Origin of the sequence: Glutamicibacter sp. NPDC087673 (assembly GCF_044743255.1) — a bacterium.
In the GTDB taxonomy this organism is placed as follows: Bacteria; Actinomycetota; Actinomycetes; order Actinomycetales; family Micrococcaceae; genus Glutamicibacter.
Map to the genome: position 1 here is coordinate 72912 of NZ_JBIUWB010000004.1, position 21689 is coordinate 94600.

At 60.8% G+C, this 21689-nt stretch carries 19 protein-coding genes; 9 read left to right on the forward strand and 10 right to left on the reverse strand.

Annotation, left to right across the window (positions count from 1 at the left end; genetic code table 11):
- Positions 1–5: 5 nt before the first annotated feature.
- From ACIOTL_RS10555 to ACIOTL_RS10565, 3 genes are all read left to right on the forward strand, one after another.
- Entirely contained in the window at positions 6–509 is a 504-nt protein-coding gene (locus ACIOTL_RS10555; protein WP_400342550.1) for a prepilin peptidase, read from the forward strand.
- Between the two features lie 4 nt (positions 510–513).
- Positions 514–981 (forward strand): NUDIX hydrolase, encoded by a 468-nt coding sequence (locus ACIOTL_RS10560; RefSeq protein WP_400342552.1) that lies wholly within the window; start codon positions 514–516, stop codon positions 979–981.
- A gap of 106 nt (positions 982–1087) precedes the next feature.
- On the forward strand, positions 1088–1618 hold the full coding sequence (locus ACIOTL_RS10565) for a GNAT family N-acetyltransferase (protein ID WP_400342554.1): 531 nt from the start codon (positions 1088–1090) through the stop codon (positions 1616–1618).
- On the opposite strand, the gene ACIOTL_RS10570 is transcribed toward ACIOTL_RS10565, so the two are convergent.
- The 4 genes from ACIOTL_RS10570 to ACIOTL_RS10585 all read right to left on the reverse strand — a co-directional run bounded on the left by ACIOTL_RS10570 (position 1615) and on the right by ACIOTL_RS10585 (position 5839).
- Positions 1615–2805, reverse strand: a complete 1191-nt coding sequence (locus ACIOTL_RS10570) for a dipeptidase (RefSeq protein ID WP_400342556.1) — start codon at positions 2803–2805, stop codon at positions 1615–1617. The two genes, ACIOTL_RS10565 and ACIOTL_RS10570, sit on opposite strands and share 4 nt — an antisense overlap.
- 121 nt (positions 2806–2926) lie before the next feature.
- Positions 2927–4339, reverse strand: coding sequence for a class II fumarate hydratase (locus tag ACIOTL_RS10575; protein ID WP_400342557.1), 1413 nt, complete (start codon positions 4337–4339; stop codon positions 2927–2929).
- A 129-nt stretch (positions 4340–4468) separates the two neighbouring features.
- A complete protein-coding gene (locus ACIOTL_RS10580) occupies positions 4469–5098 on the reverse strand; it encodes a carbonic anhydrase (protein WP_400342558.1) in 630 nt (209 codons plus the stop codon).
- Positions 5099–5164: 66 nt separating this feature from the next.
- Entirely contained in the window at positions 5165–5839 is a 675-nt protein-coding gene (locus tag ACIOTL_RS10585) for a DUF4245 domain-containing protein (protein WP_400342560.1), read from the reverse strand.
- A gap of 156 nt (positions 5840–5995) precedes the next feature.
- Between ACIOTL_RS10585 and glpX the strand changes: the two genes are divergently transcribed.
- On the forward strand, positions 5996–7030 hold the full coding sequence (gene glpX, locus ACIOTL_RS10590; protein WP_105657461.1) for a class II fructose-bisphosphatase: 1035 nt from the start codon (positions 5996–5998) through the stop codon (positions 7028–7030).
- Between the two features lie 107 nt (positions 7031–7137).
- Here glpX and manA read toward each other — a convergent pair whose 3' ends face one another.
- The 4 genes from manA to ACIOTL_RS10610 form a co-directional block, all read right to left on the reverse strand.
- Positions 7138–8346 (reverse strand): mannose-6-phosphate isomerase, class I, encoded by a 1209-nt coding sequence (manA, locus tag ACIOTL_RS10595; protein WP_400342562.1) that lies wholly within the window; start codon positions 8344–8346, stop codon positions 7138–7140.
- A gap of 66 nt (positions 8347–8412) precedes the next feature.
- The gene (locus tag ACIOTL_RS10600) at positions 8413–10038 is read right to left on the reverse strand and encodes an LCP family protein (RefSeq protein WP_105661716.1); all 1626 of its coding nucleotides are present in this window, start codon (positions 10036–10038) and stop codon (positions 8413–8415) included.
- 17 nt (positions 10039–10055) lie between these two features.
- Positions 10056–10586 (reverse strand): 5-(carboxyamino)imidazole ribonucleotide mutase, encoded by a 531-nt coding sequence (purE, locus tag ACIOTL_RS10605; RefSeq protein WP_105657464.1) that lies wholly within the window; start codon positions 10584–10586, stop codon positions 10056–10058.
- 74 nt (positions 10587–10660) lie between these two features.
- Positions 10661–11821: a 5-(carboxyamino)imidazole ribonucleotide synthase gene (locus ACIOTL_RS10610; protein ID WP_105661717.1), complete on the reverse strand. Its 1161-nt coding sequence runs from the start codon at positions 11819–11821 to the stop codon at positions 10661–10663.
- A gap of 176 nt (positions 11822–11997) precedes the next feature.
- On the opposite strand from ACIOTL_RS10610, the gene ACIOTL_RS10615 reads away from it, so the two are divergent.
- Positions 11998–12567: a GtrA family protein gene (locus tag ACIOTL_RS10615; protein WP_105657466.1), complete on the forward strand. Its 570-nt coding sequence runs from the start codon at positions 11998–12000 to the stop codon at positions 12565–12567.
- Here the strand turns inward: ACIOTL_RS10615 and ACIOTL_RS10620 are convergent.
- Positions 12564–13292, reverse strand: coding sequence for a TIGR03089 family protein (locus ACIOTL_RS10620; RefSeq protein ID WP_400342564.1), 729 nt, complete (start codon positions 13290–13292; stop codon positions 12564–12566). The two genes, ACIOTL_RS10615 and ACIOTL_RS10620, sit on opposite strands and share 4 nt — an antisense overlap.
- 288 nt (positions 13293–13580) lie before the next feature.
- Here ACIOTL_RS10620 and ACIOTL_RS10625 point away from each other — a divergent pair, with 288 nt between their 5' ends.
- Genes ACIOTL_RS10625 through ACIOTL_RS10640 form a run of 4 tightly spaced genes read left to right on the forward strand, consistent with a single transcriptional unit; the run spans position 13581 to position 21152 of the window.
- On the forward strand, positions 13581–14105 hold the full coding sequence (locus ACIOTL_RS10625; RefSeq protein WP_400342891.1) for a WhiB family transcriptional regulator: 525 nt from the start codon (positions 13581–13583) through the stop codon (positions 14103–14105).
- Positions 14106–14116: 11 nt separating this feature from the next.
- Positions 14117–17575 (forward strand): glycosyltransferase family 2 protein, encoded by a 3459-nt coding sequence (locus ACIOTL_RS10630; RefSeq protein WP_400342893.1) that lies wholly within the window; start codon positions 14117–14119, stop codon positions 17573–17575.
- Positions 17575–20196 (forward strand): DUF5719 family protein, encoded by a 2622-nt coding sequence (locus ACIOTL_RS10635; RefSeq protein ID WP_400342565.1) that lies wholly within the window; start codon positions 17575–17577, stop codon positions 20194–20196. The genes ACIOTL_RS10630 and ACIOTL_RS10635 overlap by 1 nt, the downstream gene beginning before the upstream one ends.
- Positions 20197–20222: 26 nt before the next feature.
- Positions 20223–21152 carry a heme A synthase gene (locus ACIOTL_RS10640; RefSeq protein ID WP_400342567.1) on the forward strand — a complete coding sequence of 310 codons (930 nt, stop codon included), beginning with the start codon at positions 20223–20225 and terminating at the stop codon, positions 21150–21152.
- A gap of 11 nt (positions 21153–21163) precedes the next feature.
- Here the strand turns inward: ACIOTL_RS10640 and ACIOTL_RS10645 are convergent, their stop codons facing one another.
- Positions 21164–21622 (reverse strand): metallopeptidase family protein, encoded by a 459-nt coding sequence (locus ACIOTL_RS10645; protein ID WP_105657471.1) that lies wholly within the window; start codon positions 21620–21622, stop codon positions 21164–21166.
- Positions 21623–21689 lie beyond the last annotated feature (67 nt).

A 21689-nucleotide genomic window follows, 5' to 3' on the forward strand; every position in this document is an offset into this window, starting at 1 on the left:
TATGCATGTCAGAAATTTGGAACGTGGCACAGGAAAGCCCGGCCACCGCAGCGCTGGTTCTCCTCCAGCTGGCCTGCTTTCTTGGTTTCGGGTTCCTCCTGTCCAAGGAAGACATGGCGACGCATCGTTTGCCCAACCGGCTACTGGCTTACTGGTTGGCGGCCAGCATCGTGGTGATCGCGCTGCTGGGGATCTTCCGTTCTGATGGGCATGGGCTGCTGATGAGCCTTTTGGGGTTGCTGCTGCTTGGCGGAGGCTATCTGCTCCTCGCGCTGATTTCCGCTGGGGCAATGGGCATGGGCGATGTGAAGCTGGCCGGCGTGCTGGGCATGAATCTCGGATACTATTCCTTGTCCAGCTTGTTCTTCGCGACCTTGCTTGCCTTCCTGCTGGCCACCGGCTGGGTTATCGGGGGCGTGGCCGTGCGGAAATTGACGCTGAAATCAGCGGTCCCTTTCGGCCCCTTCATGCTCATTGGGTCTTTAGCAGTGCTGCTTATGGCACGATGAAATCATGGCAACTCCAGAATTCGTAACCCATCTTCGAGAACGCATCGGTCATGAACTGCTATGGCTCTCCGGGGTGAAAATCGTTGTCCTCCACGACAGCCGGGTGCTGTTGGTGCGACGTGCCGACAATGGCAAATGGACCCTGCCGGCAGGAATTATCGATCCAGGCGAAGAGCCTTCGCATACAGCACACCGCGAAGTGCTGGAAGAAACCGGCGTCGAATGCGAAATCACGGACCTGTTGGGGATCGGGGTGACAGCTCCCACGATGTACCCCAATGGCGATCACGCGCAGTACCTGGATGTAGTTTTCAAGGCTCGGCACCTTTCCGGCACCGCGAAGGTCAACGATGACGAGAATTTGGAAGTGGGTTACTTCGAACTGGCTGACCGGCCAGAACTCCCGCCGCTGCACGAACGGGCGCTGCAATGGGCGATGGACCCTCGGCCCGGTGGCTATTTCGCCAGTTGACGCTTCCTGCCTTCAACTCCGCTGTGGCATGCGTGAATGCCACCGGCATGAGCTTAGACTTGCTCCATGACCGGGAATGGACTGATTGAACCTTCTGCCGCACTGCATGCTTCCTTCATGCGGAGCACAACCGAATGGGCGGGGGGCGGAGCAGGACGGGGCCTCGGTCTTCTACGCTGCCAAATACGGTTGGGATCTGCGCAACGCAGAAGACTTCGCGCAGTGGGTCCAGCTGCTCAAGGATCTGGAAAAGCCGCACTTCACGCCACCGGAAGGCTTCGTTGCGCAAAGCACCCTGTGGCTAGCGCACGACGATGAGTACTTGGGCGCGGTCAGCTTGCGTCACGAGCTGGGCAATGATTTCCTTCGCGAAGTCGGCGGGCACATCGGCTATGGCATACGCCCGAGCGCCCGTGGCAATCGCCTGGCCAGAACCGCGCTCGCCGGATCCCTGGAACAAGCCCGCAGCCTTGGCCTGCCGCGGGTCCTGCTTACCTGCAACGACTCCAATACTGCTTCGGCGCGAACCATCGAAGCTTGCGGCGGAGTCCTCGAACGCGTCACTCCGGTTGCCGAAATCGGGCCCCGCTTCGGCTCCACTGAGGACCTGCGACGCTATTGGATTGAACTGAGCTAGTTCGCTGGAAGCACCTCGCGGAATACGCGCAACGTATTTCCGCCCATGATGGCCGCGATTTCCGTATCCGAATAGCCGCGATTCATCAGTTCCTGGGTGATGACAGCAATCTGGCTGGCATCCCATGCGACGGTAGTTGCTCCGTCGAAGTCGCTGCCCAAACCGACGTGTTCGATTCCTGCGACTTTGATGACGTGCTCCATCGCGTCCACCACCGAATCCACATCCAGGGTGCAGACCGCAGCGTCCCAGTAGCCAATTCCGATAACGCCGCCGGTCTCGGCTATGGCCTGGATCTGATCGTCAGTGAGGTTCCGGTTCACATCGCAGGTGGCTTGGACACCGCCGTGGCTGAATGCCACGGGTTCAGTAGCCAGGGAGAGGACTTCATTGAAAGCCGCGTCGCTGGAATGCGCCAGGTCGACGATGACCCCCAGCTCTTCCATGCGCTTGAGTGCAGCACGGCCAAGGTCGGTGAGCCCTGATTTCTCGACCCCGTGTTTGGAGCCGGCCACCGAGTTGTCGAAGAAGTGCGTGAACCCGGCCATGCGCATGCCATCGTTGAACAGGACATCCACGTTCCTGACGTCGCCCTCAAGATTATGCAGGCCCTCTACCGAGAAGAGGCCTCCGGTGACCTGCTGGCCGCTCTTGCGGTCCTTGAACAGTTGGTCGAGCTCGGCGGTGGTGGTGATGGTGCGCAGGGTGCCTTGCGAGTCGGCGGCGTCGTCGCGCAGTTTCTTGGCCTGGTAGCGCGAACGCTCCAGGAGCGAGAACCAGGTCTGAGGCGGTTGCAGCTGGACAATGCCCAGCAGCGTGATGTTATCCGATTCGGCGCTATTGGAGTCGTAATTCTGGCCGACGGGCGACTTGGATACCGAGGAGAAGACCTGCAGGGCGACATTGCCTTCTTCCATGCGCGGCAGGTCGACATGGCCGCGGTCCGAGCGCTTGAGCAGCGAACGGTCCCACATCAAGGTGTCGGCATGCATGTCGGCAATCTGCAAGCGCGAATGCAGTTCCGAGGCGTCGTCGCCGACCGCTGGCAGACCCGTGGCCTCGATCTTATTGCGGGTGTTTTCCACGATGCCGGGAGCAAAAGCGAAGAATGCGGCCAAGAGGACGACGAGCGTGCCGGAAATCCAGAGGCCAAGACGTTTAAAAGTGCGAGATGTGGTGCGGGTCATAGGTGGAGGCTAGCAGATGTTACCGGTAAGTAGGAGTCTGTTTTCCCGGGTTAAAGTACGCTACCGCGACCCGATGCCGAGCATCGAGCCGCGGTAGCAGCAGGGGTGGAGCAGCAGGGAATTAGTGCTTGCCCACCATGGTGGAAACATCCAGAAGCTGGTCGAGCTGTTCCTCAGTGACTTCACCGCGTTCAACGAAGCCCAAAGCGATGGTTGCTTCGCGTACGGTCAGCCCCTCGGCGACAGCCTTCTTGGCGATCTTGGCTGCGTTTTCATAGCCGATCAGCTTATTCAGCGGGGTGACAATCGATGGGGAAGCCTCGGCCAGGAAGCGCGCGCGTTCCACATTGGCCTTGATGCCGTCGATCATCTTTTCGGCCATCACCGTTGAGGTGCTGGACAGCAGGCGAATGGATTCGAGCAGGTTGGAGGCCATGACCGGGATGCCCACGTTCAGCTCGAAGGCGCCGTTGGTTCCGGCCCAAGCGATGGCGGTGTCGTTGCCGATGACCTGGGCTGCTACCTGGATGGTTGCCTCCGAAATGACCGGGTTGACCTTGCCGGGCATGATGGAGGATCCTGGCTGCAGATCAGGGATCGCAATTTCTCCCAAGCCGGTGTTGGGGCCGGAGCCCATCCACCGCAGGTCATTGGCGATCTTGATCAGCGAGATAGCGATGGTGCGCAAAGCTGCGGAGGCCTCGACCAGTCCGTCGCGGTTGGCCTGTGCTTCGAAATGGTTGCGCGCCTCGGTGATGGGCAGGCCGGTGTCTTCGCGCAGGAACTCGATGACCTGCTGCGGGAAGCCGTCTGGGGTGTTGATGCCGGTGCCTACCGCGGTGCCGCCCAGGGGAACTTCGGCAACGCGTGGCAGGGCCGCTTCGATGCGTTCAATGCCGTAGCGTACCTGTGCTGCGTAGCCGCCAAATTCCTGGCCAAGGGTGACTGGGGTGGCATCCATCAGGTGGGTGCGGCCGGATTTGACCACATCCTTGAACTCGGCGGACTTCGCCTCCAGCGAGGAAGCCAAGGTTCCGAGGGCCGGGACCAGGTCATTGAGCAGAGCTCCGGTGGCGGCAACATGCACGGACGTCGGGAAGACGTCGTTGGAAGATTGCGAGGCGTTCACGTGGTCGTTCGGGTGGATCTCGGTGCCGCTGTCCCGGGCCTTCAAGGCACGGGTGGCCAATTCGGCGAGAACTTCGTTGGTGTTCATATTCGAGCTGGTTCCGGAACCGGTCTGGAATACGTCGATGGGGAAGTGCTCGTCGTACTGCCCGGTAGCGACCTGATCGGCTGCGGCCACAATGGCCTCAGCGCGTTCTTCGTCGAGAACGCCGAGCGCCAGGTTGGCTCGTGCGGCGGCCTTCTTGACCTGGGCCAGGGCCTTGATATGCGAGGATTCCAAGGTCTTGCCCGAGATCGGGAAATTATCGACGGCACGCTGGGTTTGCGCGCGGTACAGGGCCTGAGCCGGAACTCGGACTTCGCCCATGGTGTCATGTTCGATACGGAAATCGTCACTGTTAGTCATGAGCCCAGAGTACGCCCGAACCGTCATCGAATGACAGGTCTCTGACGTAAACATCACAACCAACAGTGACGCTTCACCGATTTGGGAATAAAAGCCGTTTTACAAGGCTTTTCCTGAAGCTTGGAGCTTCTAGTCGAGGCCCAGGCTGGAGACCAGCTGGGCACGGCCATCGTGCAGGTGGTAGGCAACGCCGGCGACCGCGGTGCGGCCCTCTTCGATGGCCAGCGCGATGATGCTGGACAGGTCGACGAGACGGTCGGTGGTCTGCTTGACGTGCTCGACAACGGTGCCGTTCACGTCGGTGATGCCCTTGCGTTCGGCGGCATGGACTGAAGGGGTGATGTGCTCGACCAGGTCGCGAACGAAGCCCTTGGGCATGTTGCCAGTTTCCTTGGCTTGGATGGCGCTGGTAATCGCACCGCAGGAGTTATGCCCGAGGATGACGATCAACGGTACGTTCAGGGCGTCAACGGCGAATTCCAATGAACCGAGGCTTGCTGGATCCAGGACATGGCCTGCGGTACGCACCACGAACATGTCGCCCAAACCCACATCGAAAATGATCTCTGCCGCAAGGCGGGAATCAGAGCAGCCGAAGATGACAGCGAAAGGTTCCTGGCCGGAGATCAACTTCTGCCGCCGAGCACTGTCCTGGTTGGGGTGCTGGGTATCTTCGTTGACGAAACGGAAATTGCCGGCGCTGAGCTTTTCCCAAGCCTCTTTAGGCGTCAGGGTCGGTTGTGTTGATTCAGGGAGCATGACTCAGATTCTACGGGATGCTGTTCGAATATCGAATATATGACTGGCTTTTCCCGTGAACGTGACTTAATCCAGCTCGCTAGCGACCTGTTCGGCAACACTGTTCAGCTGTTCGGCCGAGGTGTCACTGGAAAGTACGACGGTGGAGTCCTTGAACTCGGAGATCAGGTACGTGCTCTGGTCCTTGATGCGCACTTCCCACTGCGCTCCGCCGATGGTGCGAGTTTCGGTTGGCGTCGCCGCATCGGTGATCAGGGCAATCCATGTCGGGTTGGCGTCAGCAGCCTGGCGAACCCACACGAAGTTCTTGTCTTCGAAGACGAGGCCGCATTCCCAATAGGGAACACCCTGTGCAGTGTTAGCCTGCCAGCGAGCGAAGTTCGCGTATTCCTTCTCGCCCAGTTCCGGGGCGAAGATCTCAAAGCCAGAAATCTGTTCCGTCTGTTCCGCGGTGGCCTGCAGGTTGACGTCGCTTTCAAACGCGTCGTCCTTGGGCGGCGGGTTGAGCATGAGCACCGGAATGAGTATGGCAACCGTGAAGCCGATGGACAGCACCATGCCCTTGAAGGTCTGGTTCGCGCGCTTGGCCTGCTTCTCGGTGAGCTGCGGCTTGTACGGCAGATCCTCGAAGGTGGCATTCGGATCGTCGAGGCTTCGAGGGGACGCAGCAGGCGTCTGGGTACCGTTGGCCGTGTTGCCGGTAGCCGGGACGCTGTTCTCGGTGTTCTTCTCAGGTTGCACGCCTTCTATTCTCCCCGAAGATTCTGTGGAATTCGAACCAGAGTGCCCAAACGCACGTCGAACTATGAGCAGGCACTCCCGACACGAACTGTAAAGCGAAAACTCTAGAGGATAGAATGTCCTTGTTTGCATAGGCGCAATGACTACGACTCAGTGATGGGATCTTTCGTGACCGAAAAGAACAATTATGCCCACCTTTCTCCGCGACTGTCGGTTTCCGACGCGGAGCCGGACCGCAACCTAGCACTGGAGCTGGTGCGTGCAACCGAAGCGGCAGCCATCGCTTCCTCGCCGTGGGTCGGATTCGGTGACAAGAATGCCGCAGACGGTGCCGCAGTCGACGCCATGCGCGGCTTGCTGTCCACCGTGAACTTCAACGGCGTTGTCGTGATTGGCGAAGGTGAAAAAGACGAAGCTCCAATGCTGTTCAACGGAGAACAGGTTGGCAGCGGCACCGGCGCCGAATGCGACGTCGCAGTCGACCCGATTGACGGAACCCGTCTGACCGCGCTGGGCCTGAACAACGCCCTGTCCGTGTTGGCCGTAGCCGACCGCGGTTCGATGTTCGACCCCTCCGCCGTGTTCTACATGGAGAAGCTGGTCACCGGGCCAGAGGCAGCCGAGCTCGTTGACCTCCGCCTGCCAGTGAAGCAGAACCTGCATCTGATCGCCAAGGCCAAGGGCAAGAAGGTCAGCCAGGTGACTGTGACCATCCTGGACCGCCCACGCCACGCTGGCCTGATCGAGGAGATCCGCGCGGCTGGTGCCCGCACCAAGCTGATTATGGACGGTGACGTTGCCGGCGCCATCGCCGCAACCCGCGAAGGCACCGGCGTTGACGCGCTGATGGGTGTCGGCGGCACCCCTGAAGGCATCGTGACCGCCTGCGCTATCAAGGCGCTGGGCGGCGTGATCCAGGGCCGCCTGTGGCCAACTGATGACGACGAGAAGCAGAAGGCCATCGACGCCGGCCACGAATTGGGCCGCGTGCTGACCACGAACGACTTGGTGACCTCGGATAACTGCTACTTCGCAGCGACCGGCATCACCGATGGCGACCTGCTGCGCGGTGTCCGCTACAAGGACAACCGCATCCACACCCAGTCGATCGTCATGCGTGCCAAGTCCGGCACCATCCGCTTCGTCGAGGGTGAGCACCACCAGGATAAGTGGGAAGCCTACACCCGCTAATCCGCATCTGATTGCAAAACTGCGAGCCATGGACTTGATTCAAGTCCATGGCTCGCAGTTTTGCGTTTGGCCCCTATAGTGCCACGAAGGGCCTCAGTGCAGTGCAGCTAGTCGATCTGGGCGCTGGCTGCGAAGAGCTGGCCCGGAACGGTGCCCTGCAAGATGGCGGTGGCTGGCAGTTCGGCCGCGGTGAGGAACAACGACTGCCCGCGGCTGATGCTGCGTTCGCCTTCACGCGTGGCTACCAGGAACTCACCGGCGGTGCACAGCAGCACAGCGGCACCGTGCAGCTGCAGATCAGCGGCAAGGCCCGGCTCTATGGGATCGAGTACCTGCAGCTGGAACTCTTCGAAGTCGGGCTTGTACAAGCGGTCATGGGTATCAAGGGCCACCGGCTCCAGGATCGGGGCAGGGGAGGGGGCGGCAATGGTGACGTCCAGCAGTTCGGGAACATCGATATGCTTGCTGGTCAGGCCTCCACGCAGCACATTATCCGAATTGGCCATGACCTCGATTCCCAAACCGCGCAGGTAGGCGTGGACGTTGCCGGCGCCCAGGCTGATGGCCTGGCCAGGCTCCAGGAAGATCAAATTCAGCAGCAGTGCGACCAAGACCCCCGGATCGCCAGGATAGATCTTGTTGATCGAGGCTAGCTCGGCGAAATGGGCATTGCCGTGCAATTCGGGGCTGCCTGCCACTGCTTCGCTGATCTGCGCTACCAGCTGGGAAATTTCGTCCCCCGCGGTCAGCACATGCTTGAAAGTCCGGGCCAGCGGATCGGTGCCCTGCAGCAGGTCGAGCAGCTGGCCTATCGGGGCATGCGCCGAGTCCGGCAGCTGCGCGGCCAGGATCTGCAGGTCTTCAACAATCTGCGCTGGTTGGCGGAAGCCCGATAGCGCCACGAAGTCGGTCAGGGCAAAGAGCATCTCCGGCTTGTGGTTGTCATCGCGGTAGTTGCGGTCAGCAGCATCCAACGGCTTGCCGTCCGCGTTTTCCTGGGCGAAACGCTCTTGGGCCTGCTTCAGCGTGGGGTGAGTCTGGATCGACAGCGGCTGGGTCGCCGAGAGCACCTTGAACAGGTAGGGCAGACGTCCGTAGCGCTGGGCGACTGCTGAACCCAGTATGTGCTCTGGATCCTCGGCGATGAAATCATTGAGCGCTGTCCCGCTATCGGAGATCCGGCTCGGGCACCCGGGATGGGCACCGAGCCACATCTCGGCCTGCGGGGTGGTTTCCGCGGGCAGATCGAGCAGATCGGAAATCTGCGAAGCAGATCCCCAGTGGTAGTCCCTAATCGCGTTTTTCAACTCGAACACGTCTTTTGACCATAGCCTTTCAGGAGCGGTAGTTGGGTCGCATGGCGGTCGGGGGGTCTTAACCGTTTACGGAACCGAGCATTCGTCGTTATTGGCCGCGATCTCTGAAATCAACGTGCGGTAGCCGGCCATTTCCAATTGCACCAGGTACTCTTCGGTGATCGGGCTGCCATCTGGCTGGGTGAATTCCGGGCTGTCCTCTTTCGACAGCTTCGGAGCATTGTTCACGTCAGTGGTTTCCGGCGCTTCTTCGGAAGCCTGGGTTGTTTCTTCCGGAGCCGAGGACTTGGAGGTGTCCTCGCTCTTTTCAGGATTGTCCTTCTTCTTTTCCTTCTTCTTCTCCGGCTCGTTCTGCTTTGCGATCAACGTCTGGATACGCTCTTGCAGCTTGTCGAAGTCGGGGTAGGTGGAGAAGCTGCGTTCGAAGTCCGGCGCACCGAGGGTCAAGCGGGCCATTGGCTCCTTGGAGACCTTCTCGGCCAGGGATACGAAGGAACCGAGCTGACCTGCTGGAATGTCGGTTTCAACGAGCTGTTCACCGGCGGACATGATCGAAGTGAAATTGCTCAGGATCGTTTGCGGCTTGAACTGCTTGATGATTCCCTGCTGCAAGCACTGCTGGCGCTTGATGCGGTGGTAGTCATCGGTGAAGTCGCGTGAGCGAGCAAACCACAATGCCTGCTTGCCGGTGAATTCGTGGGTGCCCGGTGCGAACCAGTGCGTGCGCACGGTGCTGTTTTCGTGGTATTTCCCGTTGTAGGGAACCCATCCGCCGGAGTCGATGGTGACCCCGCCCAATGCGTCGACAAACTGCTCGAACCCGGCCATGTTGATCATGACGTAGCCCTGGACAGGGAGCCCCGTGGTGCCTTCCAGCGCGTCCATGGCAGCTTGCGCGCCGACGTTCTTCACGGTCTCGGGGAAAGCATCCGCGTGCTCGGTTTCGGCATTGCGGTAGATGGCGTTGAAGATGCATTCGTCGCCGCAGTTGTAGCCTTCGGGCCAGATCTTCTCCATGGGCGAGCCCGGGGCGAAGCGTGCGCTCTGGAAGTTGCGCGGCACCGAGATCAGCAGGCTCTTGCCGGTTTTGGCATCAACAGAAAGCAGAGCCGCAACGTCGGTGCGGACGCCTTCGCGGTTGGCACCGGAGTCGGCACCGAACACTGCGATGTTGTAGCGCCCGTCGACTGGCTCGAAGGCGGGTCCTTCATCGAATACGGCCACAATGGTTTCGCGTCCGGTATTCAGCAGCGAGGCGCCGTAGATGAAGACACCGCTGGTGGCCACCACGGCTGCCAGGGTGAAAATGGTAACGATGGCACGCATGCCAGGGGCCAGCAGCTTAGGCCGGATAATCACCAAGGTGTTGATGAACATGATCAGCCAGCCCAGGGCCAGCGTGCCGAGCACGATGATCAAGAACAGCTGGAAGTTCGGGTGGGCAACCCAGCCGAGAATGATCGAACGATCAATGAAGTACAGGGCAACCAGCGCAAGAATGGCCAGCCAGCAGGCCATGGTGATGGACACTGCGATCCGTCCAAGCTTGCGATTTCCCGCGACCAGCTGAGCGCCGCCGGGGAAGAAGATGGTCAGCAGGACCAGGATCAGAGCCCGCTTGCTGCGCTGCGGAGAGCTGATGGTCTCCGGCTGGCGCAACGGACTTGGTGCGCGGTGACTAGCAGAACCCATGTACTTTTGGACTTTCCCTAGGAAGCGAAATTCTCGTTGGCAACTTCAGCGCGCAAAGCCGAACCCTTGGCATGGGCTTGCTCGCGCAGTGAATCTGCAAACTGAAGCAACTTTACCTGTAACGATTCGGCTAGCTCATCGGTTCCCGCTGCGAGCATGCGCACAGCCAGCAGGCCGGCATTGCGTGCTCCGCCAATGGAAACAGTTGCTACGGGGACTCCTGCAGGCATCTGGACGATGGAGAGCAGGGAGTCCATTCCATCTAGTTTAGCCAGTGGAACTGGAACTCCGATCACCGGCAGCGGTGTAACAGCTGCAAGCATGCCCGGAAGATGCGCTGCACCGCCTGCGCCGGCGATGATTGCGCGCAGTCCGCGTTCGTGGGCTTTCTTGCCGTAATCGATCATTTCTTCTGGCATGCGGTGCGCCGAAACGACGTCCGCTTCAAAAGGGATTCCGAATTCGGCCAGTGCCTGTGCGGCCAGGCGCATGACCGGCCAATCGGAATCAGAACCCATTACGAGGCCGACCAGTGGTGCTTCAGACATGAGATATTTCCTTGCGGTGTTCTAGTAAGAGCCGCTGCCCGGTACGCGGCAGCGGCTCTTGATCAAAATAAAGTCTAGACGGCGGCTTCGATGCCGTCGCGGATGAGCGCGGCAACCTTATTGGCCTGCGAACGAAGTTCATCTACGCTTTGCCCGGCGTTAGCCACAACGTTGACGTGGCCGATCTTGCGGCCCGGGCGCACGGACTTGCCGTAGGCATGGACTTTGACTTCTGGCGCGGCGGCCAAGGCGGCTTGGAAAGCCGAGTAGAGGTCCTGGTTGGCGCCGCCGAGATAGTTTTTCATCACAGTCACGCCCAGCTCGCGGGTTTCGCCCAGCGGCAGATCCAGAACCGCACGCAGGTGCTGCTCGAATTGGCTGGTGACCGAACCGTTCATGGTCCAGTGGCCGGTGTTGTGCGGGCGCATGGCCAATTCGTTGATCACGAAACCGGCTCCTGAACCCGGGGTTTCAAAGAGCTCTGCGGCCATGACTCCGGTGACGCCGAATTCTTCGGCGATGCGCAAGGCCGCATCGGCTGCGGTGGCCGCGGTGGCCTCGTCAATATCCTGGGCAGGCGCGATCACTTCATCGCAGACTCCATCAACCTGGATGGTGTGGACCACGGGCCAAGCCTTGGCCTCGCCTGAAGGGGTGCGGGCTACCAACGCGGAAAGTTCGCGGGAGAACTCGACCTTGTCCTCGGCCAGCAGCGGGCCATGGGCGAACCAGTCGGCGGAATCCTTGGCGTCTTGGGCATTGTCCAGCATGCGCACGCCCTTGCCGTCGTAGCCGCCGCGCGGGGTCTTGAGCACAATGGGCCAGCCGGTCTGCTCACCGAAAGCGATCAGGGCATCGACATCGTCAACCTTGGCCCACGCAGGGTTCGGTAGTCCGAGGCGTTCGATGGCCTCGCGCATGACCAGCTTGTCCTGGGCATGGATCAGCGCAGCCGGACGGGGCTGGATGTTGACGCCCTCATTGATCAGGGTGGTCAAGAATTCGTTGGGCACGTGCTCGTGGTCAAAGGTGACAACGTCCTTGCCCTTGGCGAATTCACGCAGGGTTTCGAGGTCTTTGTAGTCGCCTACAGGAGCGTCGGGAACGCTTCGCGCAGCCGAAACATCAGGACCTTCGGCAAGAACATGCAGTTCGAAACCTAGGTTCAGGGCCTCGGGGGCCATCATTCGGGCTAGCTGCCCGCCACCAATCACACCAATTTTTGGAAAGCTCACGATTACAAGGGTATCGAAAGCGACGTTGAGAATCGCATGCGCGTTGTCTGATTACTCTCACAATTCGGTCAATTTCCAGAAAGTGCCGATAAAATAGCAAGATCGCGCGCTTCTCGTAGTGCTTAGCGCGCCTTGTTACTGCTAGCCAGACGGGAACAATATTCCCTGGAGGACAATTGCTCGAGCGCATCAAACTCAAAATAGCCGGACTCATCTCGTTGCTGTGGCGCGAGGTGGCGAAGTTCGGCGTCGTCGGTGGCGTTGCGTTCATCATCGACTCGGGGATCTACGTCTGGCTCCTGCACGGTTCCATGAGCGATTCCCAGGTTAAAGCGAAAATCATTGCTGGCGTCGTCGCGACGATGTTCTCTTGGGTGGCCAACCGCTACTGGACTTTCCGCCACCGCCGCCAGGCCAATGTGGTGCGCGAGCTCGTGATGTTCATCATCATGAATGCCATCGGCTTGGGCATTGCCGCGGCCTGCGTATGGGTCACCAAATACTGGCTGGGCTTGACCGATCCCACCTCGGTGTTCATTGCCGGTTCGGTAGTCGGCTTGGTGCTCGGCACCATCTTCCGTTTCTTCGCCTACCGTTTCTGGGTCTTCGGCAGCGCGATGGATGCGGAGGAAGAATTCGCCCACGACCACGAAGTTCTGGGCAATCACAAGGCCGATACCGGCGCTGACGCAGCGCATTCCGCTGGCCAGGCCGATACCGGCACGGTACCGACGGTGGCTCGCTAATCCGCTGGTCGGTAGTCGAAGTTAATGCGTTCGCCGTCGCGCAGGCGCTGGGTCACTTCCATCCCGTCTTCTACTAGCACAATTCCGTCACCCGCTGCCCACTGGCCAATGGCGAAGGGCAGCAAGGAGAGCACGGGTTGCTGAGCACGCACTAGAATTGTTCCTTGCGCCTTAGCTTCGGTATCGAATAACGCAGCAAGGCTGACCGGGGCGTCACCATTGGTTGCGATGGCTGAGGCATCACCAGTTACTGGCGAGGGATAGAACTGATCCCCGTAGGTACGCACGGAGGCATTGAAGTCTTCTGCGACAGGGCCGAGATCCGAGCCGAAGGACAGCGCGAGAGCTGCCGGGTTCACGGCAAGGATTTCAGAGCTGCTGGGGATGCGCTCATCATCCGGTTGGGCTGTCACCCACACCGATGCCTGCTGTGCATCATCATGCCCAGCATCGACCAGCGTGGCGCCATGGTGCAGCGCGGCCAGGGCCACGACCAGGGACTTCCAATGCGCCGGCAAATCGAGCACCACGATCGAGTCTTCATCGAGGTCGAAAACCTCGCCCAAGAGATTGGCGCTTTTCGCGACCCAATTGTCAAATACCCGTCCGGACAGCTCGATGCGTTCCCCGCTGACGGAGTACCAGGTGAGCCATGGGGAGGCTGAACTGCGCCGCGGCGCGAGAAGATTCTCGACAAATGTTCGTGATTGTAGGCTATTGCTCATTGGATGTCCTTAAATTTAATTACTGAGAATTCACCGAGAATTCAGCCAAGACGGGACTCGCCCACCTCATGTGCGTCTTTTGACGGCGTGTTGTGCCGGGAGTTTCCTGAGAACTCTTCTTAGAATGACCTCCCCGCTTGACTCTAGCGGAGTTACACGGCTGTAATTAGATGGTGAGTCCGGGCAGGTTCATCACTTTTCGCTAGTTCGATGGAATAAATGCTGCCGGATGGATCGGGAGCAATGACGGCCCGATCTCCTCAAACCAATCGAAAGGTCAACATCACCATGGCGAATCTGGAGCAGGGGTACTCCGAATTTTCGACCTCGGCTGTTGCGTCGGCTCAATACGGGCTGGAGGACGCACCATCCGACTGGTTTGTCGATCCTCAAGCCGGTGAGTCCGCACGGGTTGCAGTTGCAGCCGATCTGGAGACCGCGGCCGACAGCTACCTGAAAGAGCACGACACGTTATCCGACACCGAAGAAATCTCCTCGGTTGGCTCGTGGGCTCCTGAGCTCGACGAGGATGACGAAGTGCGCGAAACCATCAAGGCAGTTTGGCTTGGTGTTGGCGGCGAAGTTGACGAGGGCGAGCTGGGCTGGCAGGCCCGTGCTCTGTGCGCACAGACTGACCCCGAAGCGTTCTTCCCTGAAAAGGGCGGATCGACTCGCGACGCGAAACGTGTCTGCGGCGCATGTGTTGTCCGTTCGGAATGTCTAGAATATGCCTTGAGCAATGACGAGCGCTTCGGAATCTGGGGAGGGCTCTCAGAGCGCGAACGTCGCCGTCTACGGAAACGAGCAATCTAATTCGTCCGCCAATTCACGTCACCGCCATCGTTGCTTCGCACGATGGCGCTGACTTTTTACCACGCACTTTGGCCGCACTGCGAAACCAGTCCCGGCCTATCGAACGCTTCGTCGGAGTTGACGCTTCGTCCTCTGACGCATCGCTAGAGGTCCTGCGGGCGAACTTGCCTTCCAACTCCGCCTTGCTGGTCGCCGATGAAGGATCCTTGGGGCTGTCGCTGGAAGTAGCGGTTTCGCAACTGCCCGAAGCGCGTTTGGACCGTGATGAATGGCTATGGATTATCCATGATGACTCCATGCCTGCTCCCGACGCGCTGGAACAGCTGACTCGGACCGTTGAGGCCTCCGAATCGGTATCCATTGCCGGTTGCAAGCTGCTGGACATCGATAACCCGCGCCACCTGGTCGAGGTGGGGCTGAGCGTGGACCGCAAGGCCCAGCGCCTGACCATGATCGATATCGACGAAGTCGACCAGGGCCAGTACGACGGACGAAGCGATTACTTTGCCGTGTCCTCGGCCGGCATGTTTATCCGGCGCGAGGTCTTTGAGCAGCTGGGCGGATTCGACCCGGCTATTCCGGGCCGTGGCGACGACGTGGACCTATGCTGGCGCAACCGCCTGGCCGGTCACCGCGTGGTCGTGGTGCCAAGTGCCAAGATGTACCACCAGGTCGAGGTCGTCGACTCGCTGGCAGGCCCGCGCGAAGCCAAGCGCTCGGAAGTCTTCCAGCGCTTGAAGTTCGCTTCGCCTTTGGAACTGCCGTTTTTGTGGATTGGATTGCTGCTCGGCGGCATCGGCCACTTCCTCGTAGCATTGCTGGCCAAGGACCCGGGCCATGGCTTCAGCCACCTGGCTTCGGTCCTGCGCGGACTGTTCTCCCCGGGCAAGCTGGCCGCTTCACGTCGCAACGTCGCCCAGATCCGCGAAATTCCACGCCGCCAGGTCCGCAAGCTGATGGTCTCCGGCGCACAGGTGCGCGAATACCGCCGCAATGTGAATACCGGGCGTGCCGATGGCGAGGTCTACGGGGATGGCAGTGGCGCCGACGCGATGGTTGAACCTAGCGGTGACAACTTCTCCGACTTCGTGCGAATCGCCCGTCCGCCGCGCACCACCGCAGTACTCTCGCTGATTCTGGCACTCTTGCTCTCCGGGGCCGCTTCGCTGGTTGCTTGGCGCAGCCTGCTTGGATCCACTGCTTTGTCCGGCGGCGCGCTGCGCCCGCTGTCCAACAGCAACCAGGAAATCGGCGCCAACGCCCTATCGTGGTGGCAGAACATCACCACCGGATTGAGCGCTCCGCCGGATAACTCCGATGTGCTGTTCTGGCTTTTCTCGCTGGTGACTTTCAACCATGCCAACGAAGCTTCGATCTATCTCTTCTTCGCCGCGATGCCATTGGCCGCCCTGACCGCGTGGTGGGGCATTGGCGCGGTGAGCCGTTCGCGTGCTGTCCGGTTCTTCGCCGCATTGATCTGGGCCCTATTGCCTTCACTGGTCTCTTCGCTGGCCTCGGGACGAGTCGGCTCAGTATTGATCCACATCTTGCTGCCGCTGTTCTTCCTGGCAATTATCCGTGCCATGAATGCCCATGTGGCCATCGAAGGCGCGAAGCCCAAGAACCCGAAGCAGCAATCCGTATCCGCATGGACCGCTTCGGCTAGCGCCGCCTTGCTGCTCTGGGTGATCTCCGCCGGTTCCGTTTCATTCTTCCTGACCGCCAGCATCCTGATTTACGTTTTGGCCATCTTCTCGGTGCGCCGCGCACGCAGCCTGTGGTGGATCCCGCTGCCTGCAATCGTGTGGAATCTTCCGCTGCTGTTTGCCGGCCTGGGCGATCTGCGGCTGCTGTTCACCGAGCCCGGTGCGGCGCGCGCGTTCTCGCCAGCTGCCCCATGGCAGATGCTGCTGGGCTTCCCGGAATCCTTCAACGCCAACGCCTCGCTGGTGGGTTGGGACTTCCTGCCCGCCGGTCCGTGGGCTTTGGTCGCCGCACTGCTGGTCGGGGCTCCAATCATCGTGCTGGCTGTTTTCGGGACCTTGAGTTCTTCGCTCAGCCACAGTTCCAGCATGCGCCGGAACTCCCGCCGCCTGCTGTGGGGCGCAGTCCTGTCGCTGGCAGCGGGATGGGCCGTCGGTTTTGTCCCGTTCACCTTGGACTCGCACACCGCGGTGAGCGCCTACACCGGTCCGTTCGTCTCCTTTGCCATGTTTGCATTGCTTGCAGCTGCCGCCAACGCGCTAGCTGCCCTGCGCCATGAAGATCAGCCGCGCTCGATGCGGACGCAGGGTTCTCGTCCAGCGATGAGCCTGATGGCCGCATTCAGCGTGCTCGCGGTTCTCGCTTCCGGCGCCGTGCTGCTTGGCGCCCAGCTGAATCCGGCCGCGGAGTCCGAAACGCTGACGTCCCTGAATTCGGCTCAGCAGGTCCACAGCTCCCAGCCTCGCACACTGCCTGCCACGGCAGCCGATGCGGGCCGCTCCGAATTCCAGAAGCGCACCTTGGTGCTCAGCCCGCGTTCCTCCGGTGAAATCGACAGCCAGTTGGTTTCGGGTTCCGGTGAAACCCTGGACAGCATCAGCCGCTACTCGCAGGTCAAGCAACTGACCGGACCGCTGCTGGATCCTGAACGCAATGAAGCTTCTGCCACCGCGCAGGTTCAGAGCAAAGCCGTAGCGATGCTGCTCTCCGAGTCTGCATTGGATTCGCGCGAATCGTTGCGCGACTTGGGCGTGGGCTTTGTCGTGCTCAACGAGACTGGTGAATCTGTCCCAGCGACCGTTCGCATCCTGGATGCGGCCACTGGGCTGGCATCGGTCGGCCAGACCGACAGCGGCTGGTTGTGGCGAGTGGATTATGAAGCCGATGAAGAGAATCAGGGCGCTGGATTTGCCCGCGTTGTCGCTGAAAACGGAGACGTGAGCGTATTGCCGACCCAGCGTGGCAAGATCGCCAATCTGGAAATTCCGGCTTCTGATGCCAAGCGGACCCTGGTCCTTGCAACAGCGTCGGATCCGAAGCTGCGGGCCAGCGTTGATGGCGAATCCCTGCGTTCGGTGTCCTATCCCGAGGATTCGGAAACTCGATGGGCCCAGGCTTACGAGCTTCCTGCCGAGGGCGGCAAGCTGACGTTGTCGCACAAGGACTCCACGGCCATACCGGTTCTGGTGCTCAGCGCGATAGTTCTGCTGATTACCGTCCTCTTGGCCATTCCGGTGCCAAGCTCGCGGCGATTCGCCAACTACCGCAACAACGAATACCGCTTCCGTGAACCACGCGACGAAAATGAAGAACTCGCCGACGGCTCGGCCGTTTTGGCGGCCGCCGAAGTCCAGAGCCCGGCTACCGGCACCATGCCACTGAGCCGACGCGAGGCACGCGAACGCGCCAGCGAGATGCGTGAGAACTTGACCCCGAAGCTCAGCGACCGGATTTCGGACGCCGATGCCGAGCAGGAGAAGAAGTAGTGAGCGACGAGAAGAACGTGAACTCAGCGGATTCTGCTGACAAGCCAACTGAACAGACCCCGGCCCCGAAACCGGCCTCCGCGCAACCAGAAGCCAAGGACACCACCCCAGTGTCGGCGACACTATCGCGTGCTGAGACAAAGGCTGCCAAGGCCCGGGCCAAGGTCGATGCCAAATTGGACAAGGCCCGCGCCAAGGAAGCACAGGCCCGGTCCAAGGCCGAAGCGAAGAACGCCGCGAAAGCGGCGAAGGCTGAAGCCAAGGCCGCTCAGCGGGAAGAACCGAAGGCAAAGCCACAGCCCGAGGCGAAGTCAGGGAACAAGGACGCCAAGGAAACGGTGCCCACCGCGCAGGCTGCCCAGGCGAAGGCTCAAGGCGAACCGGCGGAACAGAAGCCGGCTCCCAAGCCGGACTCCGTTCAAGCCGGATCGGAGCAGCCCGAGGCTGCGCACGCCAAACTGCCTGCAGCTGATGCAGCCGCCGCGGGCACCACTGATGCAGCTGCGCAGCCGGAACACTCCCAGGGCGCCGAGCCTGCCAAGAACGCCGGCCCAGCCGCGGCTGGAAGCAAGACGGGGCCTGGTGCCGCCCAGGACGCTGGACCGAAGAAGCCTGCAGCCCAGGACCCGGTAGTTGTTTCCGAACCAGTCAAGCCGCCGGCCGCAGAAGCGGCTAGGGCTTCCGGGAAGCAGAACGATGCCGGGGACTCCTCGGGGCAGCAAGGCGCAGCTGCGCAAGTTGCCGGCGTGGCAGCCACTGGTGCCGCAGCTGGCGCTGGTTCCACCGAGGCTGAGAAGAACCAGCCGGCCGGCCCGAAGCCTGGAGAAGAAGCTGCGAAGGCATCAGAACCGGAAGATCCGAAGGCTGCCAAGCGCCGCCATCGGCTGGAGAAGGTTCGCGCGCGGAACGCCGCGAAGGAAGAACTTGCCGCTGCCAGTGCGCTGGCTGCGCCTGCAGCCGGGCCGCAGGCGGAATCGGTGGCCGGCAACGTATCGAAGCGTCGCCAGAAGCTGGACAAGGCCCGCGCCGCGGCCTCCAAGGATGCGGCAGCCGCGCCGACGCGCAAGAAGACCGGCGCGATTCTGCTCAGCCTGGTAGCCGTTGCGGCTGCCGGCGCTGCAGTGGGTGCCGGATCAATTTTTGCCCCGGCACCGGCCGAAAAGTCGTTGCCAGCTGCCGTGACGAACCTGCCCGCAGGTGACTCCAGCAGCGTTTGTTCGGCAACCCCGCAGCTGCTCAAGGGCGTGGAAGGCACCGATGCGCAGTTTGCCCCAGGTGCCAAGGACATTTCCAGCAACCTGCGCAGCATTGCCGTTTCGGATCTGGCCAAGCGCATTCCGGGCTCCTCCTTCACCAAGCTCGATGGCAGCGGCGCGCATGAGCTGACTGGACGCATCGCTGAGGATGAAGCTGCCGAGGCCCGTGGCGCTGATGATGAGGGCCTGACCGGCCGCGCCAGCAAGGTTTCAACTGCCAACGATATCGATGACGCCCAGGTCTACACCTTGCAGCCACTGGGCGAAATCGCTTCGAAGGGCAGCGCCGTGCGCAGCTACCAAGCCAAGGATGGCGACCTGGCAGGGCTTGCTGCCGCAACGTGCCAGGCCCCGGCGTCCAACTGGCGATTCACTGGCCTGCAGACAAGTACCGGATCCACCAGCGTGATGCATTTGGCCAACCCAACGCATACCACTGCCCAGGTATCCCTGCGGCTTCGAGGTCCAGACGGCTTGATCGACACCTCGACGCTGCAGAACATTGTTCTGGCAGCGGGGGAGAGCCGGGCCATCGTGCTCGGCGGCTACGCGCAGAACCTGAATTCTGTTTCGGCTGAAATCACCAGTGTTGGCGGAAAAATCACTGCATCGGTCCAACAGGCCGCCCTGCGCGGTTTGACCCCGTCGGGTGTTGAACTGGTCAGCGCCAACGCGACGGCTTCCAATAGCCAGGTGATTCCGGGAGTGTGGATCGAGAGCAAGGAGAATATTTCCAAGCTCAGCAAGGACAACAAGTCGTTGGTTCCACAGCTGCACGTTGCGGCAACCGGCTCCTCGGGCGCTGGATTCAAGGTGAAGGTCCTGGGCGAAGACGGCGAAGTCGCCGCCAGCTTCGACGATAACCTCGCCGTCGACTCCGACGCGACGAAGATTGTGGATCTGACCCAGCTGGCTGGTGGCTATTACACGGTAGTTGTCGAGTCCGATGCTCCGGTCACCGCAGCGGTGAAGATGGTTCGCGGTGCGGACCCGAAGGACTCCTCGGACACTGCCTGGGCGGTGAGCTCCAACGCGCTAGCCGGTACGCAGGCCATGCCGCTGTCGGCTAATGGCACTGGGAAATTCGCCATCGCCGCCGTAGCTGCAGACTCAGCGGTGGAAGCAGTGGTGGTTAATAAGGACGGCAAGCTGGAGGAACCGAAGAAACTCCAGATCAAGGCCGGGCAGAGTGTTGTCTTTGATCCGAAATCTGTCTCCGAAAATGCCCAAGCAGTCATCTTCTCGACAGATGCCAACGCTTACCTGGCCCAGCTGGTGCTCGGTTCCGAACGTTCCATCGCTTGGGCTGCCATGCCACAGGCGAATGCCGGACGCGACGGCATTGTGGTGAACATCGGCGGCTAGGAATCCGCCATTAAGGAACTGGATAATTGAAGACCCCTTTCGCATGGCTGGCTGAGCGAATCACGCTGGAACGTAGTTCGCTCAAGGCAGCTTCGCTATCGGCAATGATCGCAGCGATTCTGATTATTGTCGGCGGCGGTGTCGTTCGAGTCACCGGGTCAGGACTAGGCTGCCCCGACTGGCCAACCTGCACCGGCGGCTCCATCGCGCCAACCGCTGAAATGGGGATTCACGCGACCATCGAGTTCGTCAATCGGCTGCTCACCTTTGTCCTGTGCGCAGCGGTTGGTTGGGTCATCATTGCCGCCCGACTGCAACGCGAACCAGTTCCGGACATCACCCGATGGGCGTGGTTCCAGTTCTGGCTTGTTGTGCTCAATGCGGTCATTGGCGGGATCACCGTCTGGGTGAAACTGAACCCCTACGTAGTTGCCGCCCATTTCCTGGCTGCGACCTTGCTGCTCACTGCCGCTGCGGCCACCTGGGACAAGGTGCAGAATCTGGGAAACGCCGGCTCAAAAGCCAGTACGGATTCGCTGAAGTCGCTGGGAACCTGGTTAGTTGTTCTCAGCGCCCTGCTCGTCATCATTGGCACCGGGGTGACCGGCTCAGGTCCGCATGCCGGAGACTCGGCCGAGGTCCCGCGGATGGGCTTCGACTGGCTGCAGATCACTCTCGTGCATGCCGCAGCAGCCGTGGGCGCACTGGTTGTTGCTTTGGTGATGTGGCGTCAAGCAAGAAAAGAACAAGTACCGGACGTGGCGCACAAAGCCAAGCTCTACCTCTGGGTATTGGCCGGACAGGGGCTGCTCGGAGCGATCCAGGCCATGACCAGCCTGCCAGAGCTGCTTGTGGTCGCCCACCTGGTTGGTGCTGCGCTGGTATGGATCGGTGCCGTGCGCGTTGGCCTGGCCTCCCATGCGCCGGGACGTGAAAGCCGGATCCAGGCCAGCTAGAGAAGATGGCCCTAGTAGTCCGGATCCTCAGGGAAATATGCGGGGTCCACTTCCGAGATGGGTTTCATCCAAAGCTGCGCGACCTCGTGCACCACGCACTGATGGACCAGATCCAAGAGTTCGCCGGTGTTTTCCGCAATCTGCTCAATGGGCAAGCGATAAATGATGATGCGCGCTGGGCGGCTAGCCGAAGCTGATTTTGATGATGCAAGCGGCACCCGCTCGCCCAGTGCAGCAGCCTGTTCCAGCAGCTTGTCACTGGGCACCGGATCAATCAGGAAATCGATCTTTTCAATTTCTCCGGGCCAGCGTTCCGAGAGCCTTTGCGCACTGGCCATCACGGCATCATCAAATCGTTCCGGCCGTGAACGGTAAGCAGGAAGATGCATGGGCATCAGCGGGCCACGCCGCCCGCGTCCGTGGCGGTGGCGACGGGAACCGCTTGGCGGATCAGGCAACTTGGAGTTCATTAACTCAGCCTAGCGCTTGCGACACTGTGCCGGTGCCCATCAGCCCGCAAATGGGCGAAGATCCCAA